20 protein-coding genes are annotated in these 21907 nt (G+C 75.8%); 8 read left to right on the top strand and 12 right to left on the bottom strand.

The features are described 5' to 3' along the window. Positions 1 to 55 precede the first annotated feature (55 nt). Positions 56 to 1573, bottom strand: a complete 1518-nt coding sequence (gene hflX, locus GY42_RS02740; protein ID WP_046528160.1) for a GTPase HflX — start codon at positions 1571 to 1573, stop codon at positions 56 to 58. Positions 1574 to 1683: 110 nt separating this feature from the next. On the opposite strand from hflX, the gene GY42_RS02735 reads away from it, so the two are divergent. Further along, positions 1684 to 2301 (top strand): class I SAM-dependent methyltransferase, encoded by a 618-nt coding sequence (locus GY42_RS02735; protein WP_046528159.1) that lies wholly within the window; start codon positions 1684 to 1686, stop codon positions 2299 to 2301. Continuing rightward, positions 2298 to 3905 carry an MFS transporter gene (locus GY42_RS02730; protein ID WP_046528158.1) on the top strand — a complete coding sequence of 536 codons (1608 nt, stop codon included), beginning with the start codon at positions 2298 to 2300 and terminating at the stop codon, positions 3903 to 3905. Before GY42_RS02735 ends, GY42_RS02730 begins: the two co-directional genes overlap by 4 nt. Positions 3906 to 4185: 280 nt before the next feature. On the opposite strand, the gene dapF is transcribed toward GY42_RS02730, so the two are convergent. The 3 genes from dapF to GY42_RS02715 are packed head-to-tail and all read right to left on the bottom strand — an operon-like array spanning position 4186 to position 6868. Continuing rightward, positions 4186 to 5148, bottom strand: coding sequence for a diaminopimelate epimerase (gene dapF, locus GY42_RS02725; protein ID WP_046528157.1), 963 nt, complete (start codon positions 5146 to 5148; stop codon positions 4186 to 4188). Continuing rightward, positions 5145 to 6101: a tRNA (adenosine(37)-N6)-dimethylallyltransferase MiaA gene (gene miaA, locus GY42_RS02720; RefSeq protein ID WP_046530462.1), complete on the bottom strand. Its 957-nt coding sequence runs from the start codon at positions 6099 to 6101 to the stop codon at positions 5145 to 5147. Before miaA ends, dapF begins: the two co-directional genes overlap by 4 nt. Then, on the bottom strand, positions 6098 to 6868 hold the full coding sequence (locus GY42_RS02715; RefSeq protein ID WP_052748180.1) for a hypothetical protein: 771 nt from the start codon (positions 6866 to 6868) through the stop codon (positions 6098 to 6100). Before GY42_RS02715 ends, miaA begins: the two co-directional genes overlap by 4 nt. 81 nt (positions 6869 to 6949) lie before the next feature. Here GY42_RS02715 and GY42_RS02710 point away from each other — a divergent pair, with 81 nt between their 5' ends. Together GY42_RS02710 and GY42_RS02705 are read left to right on the top strand one after the other, a co-directional pair. After that, on the top strand, positions 6950 to 7534 hold the full coding sequence (locus tag GY42_RS02710; RefSeq protein WP_046528156.1) for a YbjN domain-containing protein: 585 nt from the start codon (positions 6950 to 6952) through the stop codon (positions 7532 to 7534). Further along, entirely contained in the window at positions 7531 to 8052 is a 522-nt protein-coding gene (locus tag GY42_RS02705) for a YbjN domain-containing protein (protein ID WP_046528155.1), read from the top strand. The genes GY42_RS02710 and GY42_RS02705 overlap by 4 nt, the downstream gene beginning before the upstream one ends. Positions 8053 to 8091: 39 nt before the next feature. On the opposite strand, the gene GY42_RS02700 is transcribed toward GY42_RS02705, so the two are convergent. Together GY42_RS02700 and miaB are read right to left on the bottom strand one after the other, a co-directional pair. After that, positions 8092 to 9681 (bottom strand): aspartate:alanine exchanger family transporter, encoded by a 1590-nt coding sequence (locus GY42_RS02700; RefSeq protein WP_046530460.1) that lies wholly within the window; start codon positions 9679 to 9681, stop codon positions 8092 to 8094. A gap of 190 nt (positions 9682 to 9871) precedes the next feature. Then, positions 9872 to 11476 (bottom strand): tRNA (N6-isopentenyl adenosine(37)-C2)-methylthiotransferase MiaB, encoded by a 1605-nt coding sequence (miaB, locus tag GY42_RS02695; protein WP_046528154.1) that lies wholly within the window; start codon positions 11474 to 11476, stop codon positions 9872 to 9874. 164 nt (positions 11477 to 11640) lie between these two features. On the opposite strand from miaB, the gene GY42_RS02690 reads away from it, so the two are divergent. The 4 genes from GY42_RS02690 (at position 11641) to GY42_RS02675 (ending at position 14998) form a co-directional block, all read left to right on the top strand. Further along, entirely contained in the window at positions 11641 to 12435 is a 795-nt protein-coding gene (locus tag GY42_RS02690) for an amino acid ABC transporter ATP-binding protein (protein WP_046528153.1), read from the top strand. 72 nt (positions 12436 to 12507) lie between these two features. Then, positions 12508 to 13368: a glutamate ABC transporter substrate-binding protein gene (locus GY42_RS02685; protein ID WP_046528152.1), complete on the top strand. Its 861-nt coding sequence runs from the start codon at positions 12508 to 12510 to the stop codon at positions 13366 to 13368. Between the two features lie 86 nt (positions 13369 to 13454). After that, on the top strand, positions 13455 to 14144 hold the full coding sequence (locus GY42_RS02680) for an amino acid ABC transporter permease (RefSeq protein ID WP_046528151.1): 690 nt from the start codon (positions 13455 to 13457) through the stop codon (positions 14142 to 14144). Then, a complete protein-coding gene (locus GY42_RS02675) occupies positions 14141 to 14998 on the top strand; it encodes an amino acid ABC transporter permease (protein WP_046528150.1) in 858 nt (285 codons plus the stop codon). Before GY42_RS02680 ends, GY42_RS02675 begins: the two co-directional genes overlap by 4 nt. A 97-nt stretch (positions 14999 to 15095) precedes the next feature. Here GY42_RS02675 and rny read toward each other — a convergent pair whose 3' ends face one another. The 6 genes from rny to GY42_RS02645 form a co-directional block, all read right to left on the bottom strand. Beyond that, positions 15096 to 16628 (bottom strand): ribonuclease Y, encoded by a 1533-nt coding sequence (gene rny, locus GY42_RS02670; protein WP_046528149.1) that lies wholly within the window; start codon positions 16626 to 16628, stop codon positions 15096 to 15098. Positions 16629 to 16781: 153 nt separating this feature from the next. After that, positions 16782 to 17378: a regulatory protein RecX gene (locus GY42_RS02665; protein WP_046528148.1), complete on the bottom strand. Its 597-nt coding sequence runs from the start codon at positions 17376 to 17378 to the stop codon at positions 16782 to 16784. Between the two features lie 2 nt (positions 17379 to 17380). After that, positions 17381 to 18418: a recombinase RecA gene (gene recA / locus GY42_RS02660; protein ID WP_046528147.1), complete on the bottom strand. Its 1038-nt coding sequence runs from the start codon at positions 18416 to 18418 to the stop codon at positions 17381 to 17383. A gap of 255 nt (positions 18419 to 18673) precedes the next feature. Further along, positions 18674 to 19450, bottom strand: coding sequence for an MBL fold metallo-hydrolase (locus GY42_RS02655; RefSeq protein ID WP_046528146.1), 777 nt, complete (start codon positions 19448 to 19450; stop codon positions 18674 to 18676). Beyond that, a complete protein-coding gene (locus GY42_RS02650) occupies positions 19447 to 21642 on the bottom strand; it encodes a phage holin family protein (protein ID WP_236686693.1) in 2196 nt (731 codons plus the stop codon). The genes GY42_RS02655 and GY42_RS02650 overlap by 4 nt, the downstream gene beginning before the upstream one ends. 5 nt (positions 21643 to 21647) lie before the next feature. Continuing rightward, the gene (locus GY42_RS02645) at positions 21648 to 21890 is read right to left on the bottom strand and encodes a DUF3046 domain-containing protein (RefSeq protein WP_046530458.1); all 243 of its coding nucleotides are present in this window, start codon (positions 21888 to 21890) and stop codon (positions 21648 to 21650) included. Positions 21891 to 21907 lie beyond the last annotated feature (17 nt).

Below are 21907 nucleotides of genomic sequence, written 5' to 3'. Positions count from 1 at the left end.
GGGCGTCGCGGCGCACCGACGTGCCGGGGTCGCGTCACGTCGGCGCACCGCGGGCTCACGCCGTGCGGGACGCCGCCTCGAGCTCGGCCGCGAGGCTCTCGTCGACGCGCGCCCGCAGCAGCGTGCCGTCGGGCGTGTGCTCCTCGTGGTCGATGTCGCCGTGCTCGTGCACGCGGCTGACGAGGTCGCCGCGCGAGTACGGCACGACCAGGTCGACGCTCACGCCCGGACGCGGCAGCTGGTCGGCGATGAGCTCCTGCAGCTCGGCCACGCCCTCGCCCGTGTGCGCGGACACCACGACCGAGTGCACCTCGCGCGAGCGCAGCCGCGCGACCGCCTCGGGCGTCGCGAGGTCCGCCTTGTTGAGCACGATGATCTCGGGCACGTCCATCGCGCCCGGGATGTCGGCGAACACGTGGCGCACGGCCGCGATCTGCCCCTCGGGGTCGGGGTGCGCCGCGTCGACGACGTGCAGGATGAGGTCGGCGTCGGCGACCTCCTCGAGCGTCGAGCGGAACGCCTCGACCAGCTGGTGCGGCAGCGCGCGCACGAACCCGACCGTGTCGGCCAGCGTGTAGACGCGCCCGTCGGTGGTCTCCGCCCGGCGCACGGTCGGGTCGAGGGTCGCGAACAGCGCGTTCTCGACGAGCACGCCCGCGTGCGTCAGCCGGTTCAGCAGCGACGACTTGCCGGCGTTGGTGTACCCGGCGATCGCGACCGACGGGATCGCGTTGCGCCGCCGCGACGCGCGCTTGGTCTCGCGCGCGGGCGCCATCGCCGCGATCTCGCGGCGCAGCTTGGCCATGCGGTTGCGGATGCGCCGACGGTCGAGCTCGATCTTCGTCTCGCCCGGGCCGCGCGAGCCCATGCCCGCTCCCGCGCCGCCGACCTGTCCGCCCGCCTGCCGGCTCATGGACTCGCCCCAGCCGCGCAGGCGCGGCAGCAGGTACTCGAGCTGCGCGAGCTCGACCTGCGCCTTGCCCTCACGGGACTTCGCGTGCTGCGCGAAGATGTCGAGGATCAGCGCGGTCCGGTCGACGACCTTGACCTTGACGACGTCCTCGAGCGCGCGACGCTGCGAGGGCGCGAGCTCGCCGTCGACGACGACCGTGTCGGCGCCGACCGCCGCGACCACGGTCGCGAGCTCGGCGGCCTTGCCCGAGCCGAGGAACGTGCCCGGGTCGGGCGTCCGACGGCGCTGCAGCAGGCCGTCGAGCACCTGCGAGCCCGCCGTCTCGGCGAGCGCCGCGAGCTCGCGCAGCGAGATCTCGGCCTCCTCGGCCGTGCCTGCGCCCCACAGGCCCACGAGCACGACCTTCTCGAGGCGCAGCTGGCGGTACTCGACCTCGGTGACGTCCTCGAGCTCGGTCGACAGGTTCGCCACGCGCCGCAGCGACGTGCGCTCCTCGAGGTCCAGCTGGTCGCCGTCGAACGTCGTGTGGTCGGTGCCGCCCGCCTGCAGAGCGGTCCCGGCCCGTGCGAGCACCCGTGCGACGACGTCGTCGGCCACCTCCTGCGCGCTGCGCGCCGACGCCTGCGGCGTCACGTCGGTGGTGTGCTCTCGGTCGTCCACGCGGGGCCTCTCGTCCGGGATCGGGGTGTGTCCAGGATCGCACGCACGTACGAGCGCCGCGACGGGATTTCGCTGCGGGCACAGCGCGGCCCGGCCGCTAGCCTCGGCGGGTGACCGGCACCGACGTCCCGCAGGGTGAGCACTACTTCACGGCCCGTCCGGCCTCCGCCGAGCAGCGCCGCACGCGGCACGTGCGCCTGGCCGGCCGCGACGTCGAGGTCGAGACCGCGGGCGGCGTCTTCTCCCCCGACCACGTCGACCTCGGCACGCAGGTGCTGCTGCGCACCGTGCCGCAGCCGCCCGCCGCGGGCGACCTGCTGGACCTCGGGTGCGGCTGGGGGCCGATCGCGCTGACGCTCGCGCTCACGTCGCCCGACGCGCGCGTGTGGGCGGTCGACGTCAACGAGCGCGCGCTCGACCTCGTGCGCCGCAACGCCGCGCGCCTCGGCCTCGGCAACGTGGTCGCGGCGCTGCCCGACGACGTGCCGGACGACGTGCGCTTCGCGACGTGCTGGTCGAACCCGCCCGTGCGCGTCGGCAAGCCCGCGCTGCACGACCTGCTGCGCCGCTGGCTGCCCCGGCTGGCGCCGGGCGGCGACGCGTGGCTCGTGGTGGGCAAGAACCTCGGCGCCGACCCGCTGCAGCGCTGGCTCACGCAGGAGGCCGGCCTGCCCACGTCCCGCGAGGCGAGCGCCAAGGGCTTCCGCGTGCTGCGGGTCGCGCCGTGAGCGGGAGCGTCGACGGCAGCGGGACGACGACCGACGGGCCGGCCTCGCCCGACGCGCCGGCCTCGCCCGACGCGCTCTGGCGCGCCCGCCGCACGACGTCGCTCGCGATGTTCGCGCTCGTCGTGCTGGTCGCGTTCGAGTCGTTCGCGGTGACGACCGTGATGCCCGAGGTCGCGGCCGTCCTCGACGGGCGCGCGCTGTACGCGTTCGCGTTCGCCGGCCCGCTCGCGACCGGGGTCGTGGGCATGGTCGTCGCGGGTGCGTGGGCGGACCGTCGCGGACCGGCCGCGCCGTTCGCCGCTGGAACGCTCGTGTTCGTCGCCGGGCTCGTGGTCGCGGGCGCCGCGACGAGCATGCCCGTGCTCGTCGCCGGGCGGCTCGCGCAGGGCCTCGGCGGCGGCGTCGTCAACGTCACGCTGCTGGTGGCGGTCGCGCGCGCCTACCCCGCGGTGCTGCACCCGCGCGTGTTCGCGTGGTTCTCGACCGCGTGGGTGCTGCCGTCGATCGTCGGGCCCGCGGTCGCCGGGTTCCTCGCCGAGCTCGCCGGCTGGCGCTGGGTGTTCCTCGGCGTCGCGCTGCTCGTCGTGCCGGCGACCGTGCCGCTGCTGGGCGCCGTCCGCGGCCTGGGCCCGGCACGGCACGACCCCGCCCGCGCCGACCCGGCCGAGGGGTCGCCGGCGACGCGCGAGGCCCCGCCCGCGGGCCGTGACGACGCCGCCCGGCGCGTCCTGTGGGCCGTGCTCGTCGCGGCCGCCGTGCTGGCCCTCAACGTCGCCGCACAGCTGCCGCGCGCGTGGTCCGCGCCGGTCGCCGTGGTCGCGGCCGTCGCAGCGCTCGCCGCGGCCCGCCCGCTGCTGCCGCGCGGCACGCTGCGCGCGCGGGCCGGCCTGCCGTCCGTGATCACGACGCGCGTGCTGGTGTCGGGCGCGTTCTTCGGCGCCCAGGTGTACGTGCCGTACCTGCTGGTCGACCGGGACGGGTGGTCGACGTCCGCGAGCGGGCTCGGGCTCTCGACCGCCGCGCTCGCCTGGTCGGCGTCGTCGATCGTCCAGGGGCGCCTCGGGCACCGCCTGCCCAGCCGCACCGCGGTGCGGCTGGGCACGGCGCTCGTGGCGGTCGCCGTGGTCGGGGCGACGGTCGTCACCCTGCTGGGCCTGCCCGCGTGGGCGGTCGTCGCGGTGTGGACCGCCGCGGGCGCCGGCATGGGCATGGCGTCGTCACGGCTCAACGTCCTCGTGCTGGGCTGGTCGGCCCCGCAGGACCAGGGCCGCAACTCCGCCGCCCACAACATCGGCGACTCCGTGGGTGCGTCGCTCGCGCTCGCGCTGACGGGTGTCGTCGTCGTGTCGGTGGGCGGCGGCGACGGCTACGTCGGGCCTGGGCCGTTCGTCGCGGCGTTCGCCCTGACGGCGCTGCTCGCGCTCGGCGCCGCGGCCGTCGCGCCGCGCGTCGGCGTGCCGCCGACCGAGCGCCGGCCGACACCCGGTGCGGCCACCCCGCCGGCGGGACCGTCGCCCGCGGGGTCGGACGCGCCGCCGCCGACCGCAGCGGCGTCCCCGCTCACGGCCGGGGGCAGCGCCGCCGCGAGCGCACCCAGCACCTGAGCCGGCGTCGGCACGCCCTCGGCCCGCGTCACGACCCGCCCGTCGGCGTCGAGCACGACGACGGTCGGGGTGCTCACGACCCGCAGCGCGGCCGCGAGCCCGGGCGCGTCCGCGACGTCGACCTCGACGTGCCGCACACCGGGCACCGAACCTGCCACACGCGCGAGCACGCGACGCGTCGCGCGGCACGGCGCGCAGAACGCGGTCGACACCTGCAGGAGCGTCGCCCGCTCCCCCCGCGGCCCGCCGAGGTCGTGCGCCGTGAGCGTCAGCGGCTCGGTCACGCGGGCAGCGCGGCCAGGTCGACGTCCAGCTCGGCGACGAGCGTCGCGGGGCCGGCGAGCTCGGCCCGCCCGTCGGCGTGCAGCGTGACGCGCACCGTGCCGCCCGGCACGTCGACGAGCCACACGTCCGGCGCCTGGTCCCCGCCCCACGCGCGGACCGCGGCGGCCGCGGCGACCGCCCCCGTGCCGCACGACCGGGTCTCCCCCACGCCGCGCTCGTGCACGCGCATGCGCACGTGCCCCCGCGGGTGACCGTCGGGTCCGGCCTCCTCGCCCAGCGGCACGACGAGCTCGACGTTGGTGCCGTCGTGCGGCACGGGAGCGACCTCGGGAGCGGTCGTGAGGTCGGCGCGCGCGAGGTCGGCGCCGTCCGCGAGCACGACCACCGTGTGCGGGTTGCCGACGTCGACCGACAGGCCCGGCCGCGTGACCGCGAGGCCCGCGACGTCGACGTGCGCGTCACCGCCGTCGGACACCGCGGACGCACCGCCGGGCAGCGTCACGGCCCCCATGCCGACCGCGAACCACGGCCCCGCTCCGACGTCGGCGGGCACCTGCGCGACCGTCCGCAGCCCGGCGCGGGTGCCGACGTCGAGCGGGCCCGCCGCCGGGTCCCACAGCCCCAGGCGCTGCGCGTACGCCGCGAACACCCGCACGCCGTTGCCGCACATCTGCGCGACCGACCCGTCGGCGTTGCGGTAGTCCATGAACCAGCGCGCGGCGCGCGCCGCGGCGGGGGCGTCGTCGACGTGCGCGGTCGCGACGAGCCGGATCACGCCGTCACCGCCGACGCCCGCACGCCGCTCGCACAGCGCACGCACGAGCGCGGGCGTGAGGTCGAGCGCGCCGTCGCGGTCGTCGAGCAGCACGAAGTCGTTCTGCGTGCCGTGGCCCTTCGTGGCGACCAGGCGTCCGGCCGGCGGGGCGGCGGTCGGCGTGGCGGTGGTCGTGGCGGTCACGACCCCAGCGTACGGCGGACGGGCGCGTCGACCACGGGGGCGTCCAGCCGCCCGGCGTCGGCCGCCGCGACCACGTCGAGCGCGCGCGCCACGAGGTCCGGGTCCCGGGCGTCGAGCCACGTGACGCGGGGGTCCCGGCCGAACCAGCCCATCTGCTTGCGGGCGAGCCGGCGCGTGCCCGCGGCGGTCGCGGCGCGCGCCTGCGCGCCGTCGAGCTCGCCCGCGAGCTCGGCGAGCGCCTGCGCGTAGCCGACCGCGCGGGACGCCGTGCGACCCAGCCCGTGGGCGGCGAGCGCGCGCACCTCGTCCAGCAGACCCGCGTCCCACATGCGCTCGACGCGCCGCGCGATGCGCTCGTCGAGGGCCGCGCGGTCGCAGTCCAGCCCGATCTGCACCGCGGGCACCTCGTACTCGTGCCGCGGCAGGCTCGCGGAGTACGGCCGCCCGGTGAGCGTCACGACCTCGAGCGCGCGCACGAGCCGGCGGGCGTTGCGCGGGCCGATGCTCTCGGCGGCCGCCGGGTCGACGGCCGCGAGCTCGGCGTGCAGCGCGCGCGCCCCCTCGGTCTCGACGCGCTCCTCGAGCGCGGCGCGCACCGCCACGTCCGTGCCGGGGAACTCCATGCGGTCGAGCAGCGCGCGCACGTACAGCCCCGACCCGCCCACCGCGACGGCGCGCACGCCGCGGCGCGCCAGGTCGGCGAGCACCGCGCGCGCCTGCACCTGGTAGTCCGCGACCGAGGCCTCGTCGCGCGGGTCGAGCACGTCGAGCAGGTGGTGGGGCACGCCGCGCCGCTCGGCGGGCGCGAGCTTGGCCGTGCCGACGTCCATGCCGCGGTACAGCTGCATCGCGTCGGTGTTGACGACCTCGCCCCCCAGCGCGAGGGCGAGCTCGAGCGCGAGGTCCGACTTGCCGGTCGCCGTGGGGCCGACGAGCGCCACGACGAGGGTCACGACGCGGCCCGCCACAGCACGGCGGCGTGGGCCGCGCCGCGCCAGACCGTCGCCAGCCGCACCTCGGGTGCGGGCCCCTCGTCGCGCGCCGTCGCCGCGCGGGCGTCGAGCGCGCCCACCAGCACCTGCCAGGGTGCCCAGCCCGTCACCGCGAGCGCCGCGGCGGTCGCCGGGTCGAGCGCGGCCAGCGCGCGACGCGCGGGTCCCGCACCGTCCGCGAGCGCGCGCAGCAGGGCGTCGTCCAGGTCGTCGGCGCGCGGGTCGCCGGGCAGGGGGGCGTCGTCGCCGTGGCGTGCCGACCCGGACCCGACCACGACGAGGGCGGTCGACGGGTCGGCGCCCAGCGCGGCGCCGAGCGCTCGCAGCGCACCCGCGGGCCCGGGGGCGACCTCGACCGCGTGCAGCCGCTCGGCCCGCGTACCCGCCGCGAGCGCGAGCCACAGCCCGACGACCGTCCCGGTCGCGGCGCCGCCGACCGCGGCGTCCGGCGCACCGGGGGCCGGGCGCAGCCGCACGGTCGGCACGGGCTCCCGCAGCAGGTGGTCCGGCACGCCCGCCGCACCGGCGCCGAGCGGGACGTCGCCGGTCAGCGCGCGGTCGCGCGCGCCCGGGGCGACCACCACGACGCGTTCGGCACCCGCCACCGCGTCCGCCACGACCTCGCCGGCGGCGGCGCGCAGCGCGCGCAGCGCGGCCTCGTCGGGGCCGCGGCCGGCGGCACCCGGCAGCAGCAGCACGGTGTCGGGGACGAGGGCGGCGGCGAGCACGGACCGACCGTAACGCGTGCCACGTCCGCGACCGGCGCCCCGCCCCGCGCGTCGTCGGCGGTGCCAGGTAGGGTCGGCCGCATGGGGTGGTTCCGTCTGCGCGCTGCGCGCTGGAGGGCTCGTACGCGTCCCGCACCCGTGCGCGACGCGAGCTCCGTCGACGACCGCGAGCTGCACGACCGCGTGTCCGAGCTGCTCGTGCGCGAGCTCGGCGGCGCCGACGCGGCGACCCGGGCACCGGCACCCGTGTCCCCCGCGCGCATCGCGTCGTGGATGTCCGACAACCAGTTCTCCTACTTCGTCGACAACGACGGCGACCTCGGGGGGCTGTGGCGCGGACGGCTCTTCTACTTCTTCCTGTTCGGGGAGCAGTCCGAGATCCTCCAGGTCCGCGGGCAGTGGCACCGCGAGCTCGCGATCGAGCGCCTCGAGGAGGTGCTCGACCTGTGCAACGAGTGGAACGCCGAGCGGATCTGGCCCAAGGCGTACGCGCGCGTGCGCGACAACGGGCGCGTGCACGTGGTCTCCGAGGTCGCGACGGACCTCGAGCACGGCGCGACGGACGCCCAGCTCAGCCAGCTGCTGTTCTGCGGCCTGTCGACGGGCAGCATGCTGTTCGACGCGCTCGACGAGCGGTACCCCGACCCCGCGGGGACGGCCCCGTGAGCGCCCCGGGATGGCTGCTGCGCGTGCTCGGCGGGCTGCCCAAGCCCACGAAGACGCGCCCCCAGGACGACGAGCCGCCGCAGCCCCTGACGCGCGACCGCGTCGCGGACTACCTGCTGGGGCGCGGGTACCGGTTCGTGATCGACGAGGACGGCGACCTCACCGGCACGTGGGACGGCAGCCGGTTCTGGTTCCTGCTGCTCGGCGAGCAGTCCGAGATCCTGCAGGTGCGCGGACGCTGGCACCGCACGCTGCCGGTCGAGCAGCGCCGCGCGGTCGCGCTGGCCATCAACGACTGGAACCGCGAGCGCATCTGGCCCAAGGCGTACGTCCGCGAGGAGGAGGGCGAGCTCGCGGTGTACGCCGAGGTCTCGGCGGACCTCGAGCAGGGCGTCACCGACCTGCAGCTCGCGCAGCTGCTCGCGTGCGGCCTGGGCACGGGTGTGCAGCTGTTCGCGGCGCTCGACCCCGTGGTCCCGGCGGACGGCCCGCCGCCGCCCGACGTGCCCGACAACTGAGCGCCCACACCGGCGCGGCGCCTCCCGGGCGGCGGGGCGTCACAGCCCGCCGAGCACCTGCCCCAGCACGATCTTGGTGATCATCGCGGCCGGGTACACGAGCGCGTAGCCGAGCGCGACGCGAGCGTCGTACCCGGTGCGCGCGTTCGCGAACGCGAGCACGGCCGGTTGGGTCTGCGTGCCGCCGACGATCCCGGACAGGCGCGTGCCGCCGATCCGGAAGACGCGACGCATGACGAGCGAGAGCCCCACCGCGACCGTCGTCGTGACGAGCGCACCGAGCACGAGGATCCGCAACCACTCGCCGGACGTGAACGCGGCGCCGATCTGCGCGCCCGCACGTGACCCGGCCTGCGCCAGGAACACCAGGAGCCCGAGCTCGGCGACGGCCTGCGCCGCCGTGTAGGGCATGGCCGTGACGACCGGCCCGATCCGGCCGACGCGCCCGAGCACGAGCCCGACGAGCAGCGTGCCGGCGGCCGAGCCGATCGAGAACACACGGCCCGGCACGGGGAACGCGACAGCACCCAGGAGGATGCCCAGCGTCATGCCGACGCCGAGCACCACGGGCGTGATGTCCGACAGCCCGCGCGACGAGTCGCCGAACCACCGCGACACCTCCGCCATGCGCTCGCGCGGTGCGATCACGCGCACGCGGTCGCCGAGCTGGAGCTGGAAGTCGTCCGTGGCGAGGACGTCGACGTCGCCGCGACGCACGCGCGAGATGGTCGCGCCGAACCGGTGCAGCAGGTCGAGCTCGGCGATCGTGTGCCCCGCCGCGTGGTCCGCCGAGACCGTGACCCGGCGCATGTCGAGGTACAGCCGGTCGGCCTCGAGGCGGTGCGACGACGCGTGCCCGAGCTCGCGCGTCACCGCCTCGACGTCGTCCACCGGGCCGACCACGGTCACGAGGTCGTCGAGCACGAGCAGGTCCGCGTCGGCGGCCGTCCGGATCGGCGACGTCTCGCCCCGTCGCACGCGCGAGAACTTGATCCGGTCGCGGTGCGCGAGCTCGAGGTCGCGCACGCGCACGCCCGGGGTCGCCTCGACGCGCACGGTGCGGCTCACGAGCGTCGGGGGCGCGTCGGTGTCGTGCTCGCGGTGCCGCAGCGCGACCGACACCGCGACGAGCATCCCGACCACCCCGAAGAGGTAGGTGACGGCGTAGCCGATCGTCGGCGTCGTCGCGTCGCCCGCGGCGTCGCGCGCCGCCGCGAGCGCGGGCGTGTTCGTCACCGCACCCGCCCACGCGCCCGCCACCGTGGGGGCGTCCAGCCCGAGCAGCCGGCCGGCGCCGACCGCGACGCCCGCGCTGACGACGAGCACGCCCGCGGTCGCGAGGATCGGCGCGAGCGAGCGCCGCAACGACGAGAAGAACGTCGCGCCCGAGACGAGGCCGACGCAGAACGTGAACAGCGTGAGCCCGAGCGTGCCGAGCGCCTCGGTGATCTCGAGGTCGACGCCGTACGACGCCGCCCACGCGGACGACCCGATCGCGAGGAACAGCACGGCGGCCGCGCCGAGCCCGACGCCCCGCACCTTGACGTGGCCCACCGCGGACCCGACGCCGATGACGACGAAGAGCAGCAGCACGGGCTGCTGGGCGAGGAACAGGAAGACGTCTCGCATGACGGGCTCCACTGACGCTGCGACGTGGCGACACTGCCGCGTTCATTGAAGCGCCGGTCGTCGGGCCGCTCCTGGTCCGAAGGGCCCGGGTCGCGCGGCCGCGCCGGCGGGGCGCGTCAGCGCAGCGTCGTCGGCGCGCGTCAGCGCAGCGTCGTCGGGCGCGCGTCAGCGCAGCGTCGTCGGGCGCGCGTCAGCGCGCGGGGCGACCGAGCGTCGGCAGGCCGAGCACCACGGGTCCGGCCGGTGCCGGCGCACCCGTCCCGCACGAGGGCGCTCCGCCGTGGTCGTGCTCGTCGCGCCCCTCGGCACGGGCCTGCCACGCGTCGCCGGCGCGCGTGCGGCGGACGCGGAACGTGCCGCCGGGCGCGAGCGCCGAGTCGGCGACCAGGTGGTGCGGCGCGCCGTGCGTGACCTCGACGGTCACGAGGTCGCCCGGCCGCGGCGCGTCCTGCGGCGCCAGGTCCGCCGGCAGCGCGAGGTGCACCAGACGGTTGTCCTCCGCGCGTCCGGAGATCCGGGCCGTCGCACCGTCCTTGCGTCCCTCGCCCTCGGCGACCAGCACGTCCACCGTCCGCCCGACCTGCGCGGCGTTCTCCTCGGCGGAGATGCGCTCCTGCAGCTCGACCAGCCGCTCGTACCGCTCCTGCACGACCGCCTTGGGCAGCTGGTCGGGCAGGTCCGCGGCCGGCGTGCCCGGGCGCGGCGAGTACTGGAACGTGAACGCCGAGGAGAACCGCGACGCCTCGACGACCCGCAGGGTCTCGGCGAAGTCCTCCTCGGTCTCCCCCGGGAACCCCACGATCACGTCCGTCGTGATGGCGGCGTGCGGGATCGCGGCCCGCACGCGCTCGAGGATCCCGAGGAAGCGGTCGGAGCGGTAGGACCTCCGCATCGCGCGCAGCACGCGGTCGGAGCCCGACTGCAGCGGCATGTGCAGCTGCGGCATCACGGTCGGCGTCTGCGCCATCGCCTCGATCACGTCGTCCGTGAACGCGGCCGGGTGCGGCGACGTGAAGCGCACGCGCTCCAGGCCCGGGACGGCGCCGACGGCGCGCAGCAGCTTGCCGAACGCGTGCCGGTCGCCGAACCCGACGCCGTACGAGTTGACGTTCTGACCCAGGAGCGTGACCTCGATGGCCCCGGTCGCGACGAGCGCCTCGACCTCGGCGAGGATCTCGCCCGGGCGGCGGTCGCGCTCCTTGCCGCGCAGGTGCGGCACGATGCAGAACGTGCACGTGTTGTTGCAGCCCACGCTGATCGACACCCAGCCCGCGTACACGGACTCGCGCCGCGTCGGGAGCGTGGAGGGGAACACCTGCAGCGACTCGGCGATCTCGACCTGCGCCGCCGCGTTGTGCCGCGCGCGCTCGAGCAGCGTCGGGAGCACGTCGAGGTTGTGCGTGCCGAAGACGACGTCGACCCAGGGCGCGCGCTCGACGATGCCCGCGCGGTCCTTCTGCGCGAGGCAGCCGCCCACGGCGATCTGCATGCCACCGGGGCGCGTGCGCTTGGTGCCCGCGAGCCGCCCGAGGTTGCCGTAGAGCTTGTCGGCCGCGTTCTCGCGCACGGCGCACGTGTTGATGACCATGACGTCGACGTCCTCGGCGGCCGCCTCGGCGGGCGGTGCGGGCACGTAGCCGGCCTGCTCGAGCATGCCGGCCATGTGCTCGGAGTCGTGCACGTTCATCTGGCAGCCGAGCGTCTTGACGAGGTAGGTCCGCGGGCGCGCGTCGGCGCCCGCGGGCGCGTCGGGCGCGTGCGGCGCGGCTGCGGCGTCGGTCAGGGTCGTGGACATCGTCCACCAGGGTACGACCCGCCCGGCGGCCCTCGACGCACCCGCGGGACGGGCCCCGCCGACGGCACGGGCGACGCGGAACGGACGTTTCGTGTGAACCCGCTGTTACGCGACCGTGACGTCCACACGTGGCATACGCAACATCTCACCCGTAGGTTCGGTCCATGGTTGACAGCACCACGGCGGAGCCGGGCCGTGCGGACGTGGACGCACGTCCGACCGGCGAGCCGCTCCTCGTCCTCGACCACGTCGACAAGCACTTCGGTGCGCTGCACGTCCTGCGGGACGTCAACCTCACCGTGCACCGGGGCGAGGTGGTCGTCGTCATCGGGCCGTCGGGCTCCGGCAAGTCGACGCTGTGCCGCACGATCAACCGGCTCGAGACGATCGACTCGGGCACCATCACGATCGACGGCCGGCCCCTGCCCGCGGAGGGCCGCGAGCTCGCGCGGCTGCGCGCCGACGTCGGCATGGTCTTCCAGTCGTTCAACCTGTTCGCGCACAAGACCGTGCTCGAGAACGTCACGCTCGGCCAGATCAAGGCCAAGGGCGTCAGGCCCGCGCAGGCGAAGGCGACCGCGATGGAGCTCCTCGAGCGCGTCGGCGTCGCCAACCAGGCGCACAAGCGGCCCGCGCAGCTCTCGGGCGGTCAGCAGCAGCGCGTGGCGATCGCGCGGGCCCTGGCCATGAAGCCGAAGGCGATGCTGTTCGACGAGCCGACGTCCGCGCTCGACCCCGAGATGATCAACGAGGTGCTGGACGTCATGGTGAGCCTCGCGCGCGACGGCATGACCATGGTCGTCGTCACCCACGAGATGGGGTTCGCGCGCCGGGCCGCGCACCGCGTGGTGTTCATGGACGCCGGGCAGGTCGTCGAGGAGGCCGACCCCGAGACGTTCTTCACCGCGCCCCGCAGCGAGCGCGCCAAGGACTTCCTGTCGAAGATCCTCACGCACTGACCCGACCCGCGACCCATCCTCACCGACCATCCCGACCCTGACCGACGCAGGACGAACGAAGGGGAAGCACACATGCGTGCACGACGACTGGCCCTCGCGCTCACGGCGGTGGCCGCGCTCACGCTCGGCGCCTGCTCCGGCGGCGACGACGGCGCCGGCAGCGGCGGCTCGGACGGCGCGACCGCGGGGGGCGGCTCGGGCGAGAAGATCCGCATCGGCATCAAGTTCGACCAGCCCGGCCTGGGCTACCAGGACGGCAGCGACTACACGGGCTTCGACGTGGACGTCGCGACGTACGTCGCGGGCAAGCTCGGGTACGAGCCGGACCAGATCGAGTGGGTGCAGGCGCCGTCCGCGCAGCGCGAGACGATGCTGCAGAACGGCCAGGTCGACATGATCTTCGCGACGTACTCGATCACCGACAAGCGCAAGGAGGTCGTCGCGTTCGCGGGGCCCTACTTCGTGGCGGGGCAGGACCTGCTGGTCGCGGCGGACGACGACTCGATCTCGGGCCCCGAGGACCTCGAGGGCAAGAACCTGTGCTCGGTGACGGGCTCGACGTCGGCGCAGCGGATCAAGGACGAGTACGCGGCGGGCACGAACCTGCTCGAGCAGCCCGGGTACGGCGAGTGCGTCACCGCCCTGGTCGCGGGCACGGTCGACGCGGTCACCACCGACGACATCATCCTCGCGGGCCTGGCGTCGCTGCCGGCGAACGAGGGCAAGGTCAAGGTGGTCGGCAACCCGTTCTCCGAGGAGAAGTACGGCGTGGGCCTGCCGAAGGACAACGACGTGTGCGCCGACGTCAACAGCGCGATCGAGGCGATGATCGAGGACGGGTCGTGGCAGAAGGCGCTCGACGACAACGTCGGTGCGTCGGGGTACGAGCCGAACGACTCCCTCAACCCGCCGACGGTCGAGGCCTGCGCCTGACCCCCGTCTGACCGTCGACCGGGGCCGGCCGCGCGCACGTCGCGCGGGCCGGCCCCGGCACCGCCCACCGCACCCCGGGAGGCCGCGTGGACGAGGGCTACCTCGACCAGTTCGTGTCCCTGTTTGACCAGTACGACGTGCTCGGCGCGTTCTGGGTGAACATCCAGCTCACGGCGTACGCCGCCGTGCTCGCGCTCGTCATCGGCACGGTCCTGGCCGTCATGCGGATCTCCCCCGTGCCGAGCCTGCGGTGGGCCGGCACGACGTACGTCACGCTGCTGCGGAACACGCCGCTCACGATCATCATCGTGTTCTGCGTGCTGGGACTGTGGGGCCAGCTCGGCATCACGCTCTCGAGCGACTTCCAGACGAACTTCTTCCGGCTCGCCGTCCTGGGCCTCGCGGTCTACCACGCGGCGTTCGTGTGCGAGGCGCTGCGCTCGGGCGTCAACACGGTGCCGGTCGGGCAGGCCGAGGCGGCGCGCGCGATCGGCCTGGGGTTCTGGCCGGCCGCGCGCCTCGTGATCCTGCCGCAGGCGTTCCGGGGCGCCGTCGCCCCGCTGGGCAACGTGCTGATCGCGCTCATCAAGAACTCGACGGTGGCCGCGGCGGGCTCCGTCGCCGAGACGTCGGGGCTCATGAAGACGATGATCGAGTTCCGGCCCGACGTGATCCTCGCGGTCTTCCTCACGTTCGCGATCGGCTACGTGATCATCGTCGTGCCCGTGGGCCTGGCGACGACGTCCCTCTCGCGACGGCTGGCGGTGGCCCGGTGAGCAACCTCGTCCTGTTCGACGTCCCCGGGCCGCGCACGCGACGCCGGATGCTGCTCGTCAACGTGCTCGCGGGGGTCGTGGTCGCGGGGATCGCGGTCTGGGCCCTCGTGCTCCTGGGCCGCAAGGGCCAGCTCGCGCCCGCCATGTGGGAGCCCTTCGTCCAGCCCCGCACGTGGACGGCCTACCTGCTGCCGGGGCTGCTGCAGACGCTGCGAGCGGCGGGGCTCGCGATCGTCGGCTCCGCGGTCTTCGGGCTGGTGTTCGGGATGGGCCGGCTGTCCGGCTCGCGCGTGGTGCGCTGGGTCAGCGGCACGGTCGTCGAGTTCTTCCGCGCCGTGCCCGTGCTGCTCATGATGGTGTTCTTCTACAGCGGCATCGCGCAGCTGCGGGTCGTGGACCCGCCCGACGTGCCGCTCCTCGCGGTCGTGCTGGCCCTCACGCTGTACAACGGCTCGGTGTTCGCCGAGCTCGTGCGCTCGGGCGTGCACAACCTGCCGAAGGGCCAGCGTGAGGCCGCGCTGGTGGTCGGGCTGCGGCCCGCGCAGTCGTTGCGGCTCGTCGAGGTGCCGCAGGCGCTCATCGCGATGCTCCCCGCGATCGCGAGCCAGCTCGTGGTGATCCTCAAGGACACGGCGCTGGGCGCGATCATCACGTACCCCGAGCTGCTGGACGCGGCACGCCGGTTCGGCTCGGGCAACGGCAACATGCTGCAGGCCCTGCTGATCGCTGCGCTGGTGTTCATCGTCATCAACGTCGCGCTCACGACGCTGGCCGAGCGCCTCGCGGCGCGCGTCGGCCGGCTCACGGCGGGCACGGCCAAGGCCGAGGCCCCGGCGATGGCGGCGACCACCTAGCCGTACGGACCGGGCACCGGCGCACCCGGGGCCGGACCGCTCCCGGCGCGACGCGGCCGGCCGGTGCCGCACGCGGCACGACAGTGCGCGCGTCGCGTCAGCCCGCGGTCGCGCTCGCGCGCAGCTCCCGGACCACGGTCACGCGGATCTCCCCCGGGTACGTCAGGTCGGCCTCGATGTGCTGCGCGATGGCGCGTGCGAGGTGCGGCAGCGCCCGGTCGTCGACCTCCTCGGGCTCGACGACGACGCGCACCTCGCGGCCGGCGGCCATCGCGAGCGCGCGACGCACCCCCTGGTGCTCGGTGACGAGTGCCTCGAGCTCGACCATCCGCTCGACGTACTGGTCGACGTCCTGCCGCCGCGCACCGGTCCGCGCGGCCGAGACGGCGTCGGCCGCCTGCACGAGGACCGCCTCGACGGTCGCGGGCGGCACCTCGTCGTGGTGCGCGGCGATCGCGTTGACGACGGCTTCGCTCTCGCCGTGCCGGCGCGCGAGGTCCGCGCCGACGGCGGCGTGGGTGCCCGGCACCTCGGCGGTGAGGGCCTTGCCGAGGTCGTGCAGGAACGCGCCGCGCCGCGCCACCTCGACGTCGGCGCCGATCTCGGCGGCCGTGGCGGCGGCGACCTGGGCGCACTCCACGAGGTGCTCGAGGACGTTCTGGCCGTACGACGACCGCAGGCGCAGCCGTCCCATGGTGCGGACGAGCTCGGGGTGCAGACCCGTCACGCCGGCGCGCTCGGCGGCGTCGTGACCCGCCGCGTCGTGCCGCTCCTGCGCGCCGGCCTGGGCGTCGGCGTACGCGGCCTCGATGCGCTGCGGGTGGATCCGGCCGTCGGCCATGAGCGCCTCGAGAGCGACCTGGGCGAGCTCGCGGCGGTCGGCGTCGAAGCACGACAGCACCACGCTGCCGGGCGTCTCGTCGACGAGGACGTTGACGCCGGTGAGTGCCTCGAAGTGCCGGATGTTGCGCCCTTCCTTGCCGATGATCCGGCCCTTCATCTCGTCGGACGGCAGCGGCAGCACGGTCAGCGCGTGCTGCGCGCTGCTCGGCACGGCGAGACGCTGCACGGCGGTCGCGACGATCCGGCGGGCGCGGGCGTCGGCGGTGCGACGCGCCTGCGCCTCGGCGCGACGCACGCGGGCGGCGGCGTCGTTGGCGGCCTGGTCGGCGATGCGGCGCGTGAGCTCCGCGAGCGCCTCGTCCTGCGTGAGTCCGGTGACCGACTCGAGCTCGGCGCGCGCCTGCGCGCGGGCGTCGGCGAGGCGTTCGTTGGCGGAGCGGTCGGCGTCGGCGAGCGTGCGGGCGGCGACGTGCTCGGCACGGTCGAGCGCGCGGGCCGCGCTGCGCTCGGCGGCGGCGACGGCCTCCGCCTCGGCGCGGGTGCGGCGCTCGAGCTCGGCGATCTCGGCGCGCTGCGCGGCGACCTCCTGCTCGCGCTCGACGACGCGCCGTTCGCGCCGTTCGGCGTCGGCGAGCATCGCGCGCGCGTCCTCGCGGATGCGCTCGACGTCCTGCGAGGCCCGGCGTCGCTGCAGGTCGGCCTCGCGGCGCGCGACCAGGACGAGCAGCAGCGCGACGAGGCACGCACCGAGCAGCCCGACGACCGTCGCGATCGTGCTCTGGTCCACGTGGTCCTCCCGACGTCGGGAGCCGCGGCAGCACCCGTGACCTTCATTGTGCCGGGCGACGGGCCCGCCGCTGACCAGGTGGCGGCGCGGCGGCGGCACGGTGGCGCGTGGTGCGGGGCACGACGCGCGACCCTGCGGACCCGAAGGCTGTGGTTACAGCGTGCCGTCGTCCGGGGCGTCCTCGTCGTCGGAGCCCTCGGCTGCGAGCTCCTCGCGCACGAGTCGTGACACGAGCCCACCGGGGTAGCCCTTGCGCGCGAGCGCTCCGTAGACGCGCCGTACGCGCACGTCGCGCTCGAGCGCCGCGGTGGTGCGCAGGCGGCGCCGCACGAGCTCGCGCGCGGCGTGCTCCTCGTCCTCGTCGTCGACGCCCTCGAGCGCGACGGCGGCGGTCTCGTCGTCGATGCCCTTGCGGCGCAGCTCGACGGCCAGCGCGCGCCGCGACAGCCCGCGTTCGGCGTGGCGTGAGCGCACGAGCATGTGCGCGTACTCCTGGTCGTCGATCAGCCCGACCTCGGTGAAGCGGTCGAGCACGCGCGTCGCGACGCCCTCCGGGACGTCGCGGCGCGCGAGCGCGTCGGCGAGCTGGGCGCGTGACTGCGCCGCCCCGGTGAGCCGGCGCAGCACGATCGCGCGCGCCACCGACTCGGGGTCGGGCTCGGCGTCCTGCGCGGCCGCGCCGACCTCGGGCGGCTCGACGGCCGGCCGGCCGCGGCGACGTGCCGCGGGCCGGCCGGTGAGGTCTCCCACGATCAGAAGTCGACCGGGACCGGGGCGTCGGCGGGCGCGTCGACCACGGCACCGATGCCGAGCTTCTCCTTGATCTTCTTGTCGAGCTCGTTGGCGAGATCGGGGTTGTCGCGCAGGAACTTGCGCGCGTTCTCCTTGCCCTGGCCCAGCTGGTCGCCCTCGTAGGTGAACCAGGCACCCGACTTGCGGATGAAGCCGTGCTCGACGCCGAGGTCGATGAGCGACCCCTCGCGCGAGATCCCGACGCCGTAGAGGATGTCGAACTCGGCCTGCTTGAAGGGCGGGGCCATCTTGTTCTTGACGACCTTGACGCGCGTGCGGTTGCCGACCGCGTCGGTGCCCTCCTTCAGGGTCTCGATGCGACGGATGTCCATGCGGACCGAGGCGTAGAACTTGAGCGCCTTGCCACCGGTCGTCGTCTCGGGGCTGCCGAAGAAGACGCCGATCTTCTCGCGCAGCTGGTTGATGAAGATCGCGGTGGTGCCCGACGCGTTGAGCGCACCGGTGATCTTGCGCAGGGCCTGCGACATGAGGCGCGCCTGGAGGCCGACGTGCGAGTCGCCCATCTCGCCCTCGATCTCGGCCTTGGGCACGAGCGCGGCGACCGAGTCGATGACGATGATGTCGATGGCGCCGGACCGGATCAGCGTGTCCATGATCTCGAGCGCCTGCTCGCCGTTGTCGGGCTGCGCGACCAGCAGCGCGTCGGTGTCGACGCCCAGCTTCTTGGCGTACTCGGGGTCGAGCGCGTGCTCGGCGTCGATGAACGCCGCGATGCCGCCGGCCTTCTGCGCGTTGGCGACGGCGTGCAGCGCGACCGTCGTCTTGCCGGAGGACTCGGGGCCGTAGACCTCGATGATGCGCCCGCGGGGCAGACCACCGATGCCGAGCGCGACGTCCAGCGCGATCGACCCCGTGGGGATGACCTCGACGGGGGCGCGGCCGTCGTCGCCGAGGCGCATGACCGACCCCTTGCCGAACTGGCGGTCGATCTGGCTGAGTGCGGCCTCGAGGGCCTTCGCGCGGTCAGGTGCGGCCATGGTGCTACCTCGTCGTCTCGTGCAGCGTCGCGCTGCTCCTGCGGGAACTGGTCTCGTCCTGCGTGACGCTATGCCCGACCACCGACATCCCGGCCGGACCGCCGCACGCCCGCGTCCGGCGCTGCCGGGGGGCGGGGCTGTGGTCGGTTCGACCGTGTCACCGCACCCCACGCTACCCGAACACGTGTTCGATGCGCGCACGCGTGCCGGCGTGTCGCGCCGCGCACCCGCGCCCGCGCCGGCGACGACCCGCCGTCACGGCGCCGCGCGGACCTCGGTGACGTCGCCCGGCTCGAGCACCCGCACCTCCACGTCCGGCGCGACGCGCCGCGCGGCGGCCTCGAACGCGCGCCCCGCACGGTCCATCCACCCCGGCGGCAGACGCCGCGACGCGGGCGCGTGCAACGTGCCCCAGTGCACCGGGACGGCGACGCGAGCGCCGACCGACGCGCACACGCGCGCGGCCTCGAGCGGGTCGAGGTGCCCGCCGGACAGCCGCGGCCCCCACCCGCCGACCGGCACGAGCGCGACGTCGACCGGCGCACCGGCCAGCTCCGGGACGCGCGCGAGCCCCGGGAACGGGCCGGTGTCCCCCGCGAACCACACCGTCGTCCCGTCGCCGCGGACGACGAACCCCGTCGCCGCGTTCGGGCGGTGCGGCATCGGCCGGTGCCCGTGCTCCGCGGGGACCGTCCGCACCCGCACGTCCGTGCCCGGCCACCGCCACCACTCGTCGTCGGCGAGCCCGACGCCGTGCAGGCCGTGCGCCGCGAGCCAGTGCGCGCTCGTCGGCGCGGCGAGCACGGGCACCGGGCCGAGCAGCCGCAACGAGCCGACCTCGGCGTGGTCGTGGTGCAGGTGCGACACGAGCGCGACGTCCGCGCCGCGCCAGTCCGACGTCCGCGGCGCGCGGCCGCCGCGGCGGCGCAGCACGCCGGCGTGCCGCCGCAGCAGCGGGTCGGTCACGACCCGCACCCCGGCCACGTCGAGCACGGTCGTCGCGTGACCGAGCCAGCGGACCCGCACGCTCACGACGCGCCCTCCTCGGGCTCCGGGGTCGTGCGCGCGAGCGGCGCGGCGCGCACCCCCCGCTCGACGAGCCACTCCACGAGCTGCGCGTGCACCGCGTCCGGGCCCACGAGCACGCGGCGGCCGTCGACGTCCTCGCAGCGCGCGTCGTCCACCGCGAGCTCCGCCGGGTGCAGCAGGAACGCGAGGTTCTGCGGACCGCCCAGTCCGCCGTGCGAGCCCACCTGCCCCTCGAACGCGTGCACCTGGTCGCGCGGGCCGACCGCCGACACGACCAGCAGGTCGCCCGTGTGCGGCAGGCGCGCGGCGCGCGCGAGGTCGGCGCGGGCACGCGAGGGGTACGCCGCGAGCGGGTCGTCCCCCTCGACCACGTCCCCCTCGACCTCGAGCAGCCGCAGCCCCGAGCGGCCGACCGCCACGAGCCCGCGCGTGCGCGAGTCGACCACGACCACGCCCACCGCGGGACGCGCCGCGAGCCCCGGCACGAGCCCGGGCCAGCGCTCGTGCACGTCCTCGAGCGTCAGTCGCCCGGGCGCGTCCGGGAACCACACGAGGCCCAGGTTGCCCGACCCGACCACCACGACGTCCGGCACGTCGGAGCCGGCCCCGCGTGCGGCGCGACCGTGCTCGCGCACGCGCGGCACGCCCTCGTCGCGGCGCACCCGCCCGCGGCGTCGGTCGGACCCGGCGTCCGGGCCAAGCACGACGGGGTCGCCGGGGCGTCCCAGCACGCTCGTGAGCAGGGAGTTCACCGGCCCCCAGTCCTCGCCGTCCGCGCTCTCGACGCCCTCGACGCGCTCGACCCCGCCCTCGGCAGCCGGCTCGGCCATGAGGGCGCGCACGGTGTCCAGCAGCGAGCGGCCCTCGACCTGCTCGAACGTCGCCCCGAGCGTCTGACCGTGGTCCGAGAGCACCACGAGGTCGTACTCGCGCGGCGCGACGCGCGCGACCTGCTCGAGGATCCGCAGCACCTGGTCGAGACCCTCCAGCGAGCGCAGCGACTCGGGCCGCGTCGGCCCCGCGTGGTGCGCGACCTCGTCGTAGTCGACGAGGTCGACGAACACGGTCGGCACGCCCCGCACGAGCGCGTCCGCGACCAGCGAGGTCGCGAGGTCGCGCAGCAGCACGTTGGTCACGGCGCGCAGCAGCACGTACCACCCGCCGCGGGGCACGCGCGGACGCACGTCGTGCACGGTCTGGCGGCGCGCCTGGTAGAGCTCCTTGACGACCTCGCCGACCGTGACCGTGACGGCGCGCGCGAGCACGAACGGCCGGGCGAAGAACCGCACGTAGCCCGGCCCCGGACCCAGGCCGTGCCGGCGCCCCCGGCTCATCACGAGGTAGGACGCCGCGGCGTCGCCCGAGAACATCGTCGCGACCGCCGTGCCGCCGCCGGCCAGCAGGCCCGCGCCGTCGGACAGCCGCTCCTCGACGACGGCCGCGTCGTCGGGGTGGTTGGTGACGACGAGCCGGCCCAGACCGCGGTCCCACCAGCGGAACGCGGGGATCTGGTCGGCCGCGCCGTGCAGCAGACCGGCCTGCGCGGCGGGCGTCGTCGACGGCACGGTCGCCCACCAGGTCGCGAGGCGGTGCGTGCCCTCCTCGACCCACCGCTGCATCGTGGGGACGAGCCCGGCCTCGACGGCCTGGTCGAGCACCGGCGCGCTCACGCCGTCGAGCTGCACCACGAGCATGCCGCGCGGCCGGTCCCCCGCGTCGTGGTCGCGCGCGCCCGCGGACCGCTGCGCGCGCCGCACGACGTCCGCGACCACGTACTCGTTGTCGCTCGACCCCCAGAGCCAGCGCCCGGCCGCCATCACCACCGACGTGAGCACGAGCACCCACAGCACCGCCCAGCCCGACGTGACCTCGACGCCCGACGCGACGCTCAGCGCCGCCCACAGCACGAGCACCTGCGCCGCGAGCCCCGCCACGAGCGCCCCGCCCGCGCCCGCGACCGACGCGAGCAGCCGCAGGGGCGCGCGCAGCACGAGGTCGCCCACGCCGACCGCGAGCGCCGCCAGCAGCACGCCCCACGGGGTCGTCGCGCCCACGCCGTCGACCACGGTGATGGCCACGCCCAGCCCGAGCGCGGTGACGACGAGCGAGAACAGCGCGTCGCCCACGTCCACCGCGCGCGGCAGCAGCCGCCGGCGGCGGTCGTCCCCCACGGACGGGCGCGGGTCGGGGGCCACGGCCCTCAGCGGTCCGCGCGGCGCGGCGGCGCCTGCCGGTGCGGGTCGCTCCCCCAGCGTCGGGCGTCCGGGATGCCCAGCTCGTCGCACAGCGCGTGCCACACGGCGCGCGGGTCCTCGCCGTCCGCGAGCGCGACGGCGCCCGTGCGGCCGCCGAGCTCGCCGAGCACGAGCTCGTCGAGCAGCAGCCGGCCCTGGACGGGGCCCAGCACGTCGTCCACCAGGTCGGTCAGCTCGCGGTACCTCACGCCCCCAGCCTGCCACC

This window comes from Cellulomonas sp. FA1, assembly GCF_000986825.1.
Lineage (GTDB): Bacteria > Actinomycetota > Actinomycetes > Actinomycetales > Cellulomonadaceae > Cellulomonas > Cellulomonas iranensis.
The sequence above is the reverse complement of the archived record's forward strand: the minus strand, read 5'-3'. Positions and strand labels throughout refer to the sequence as shown.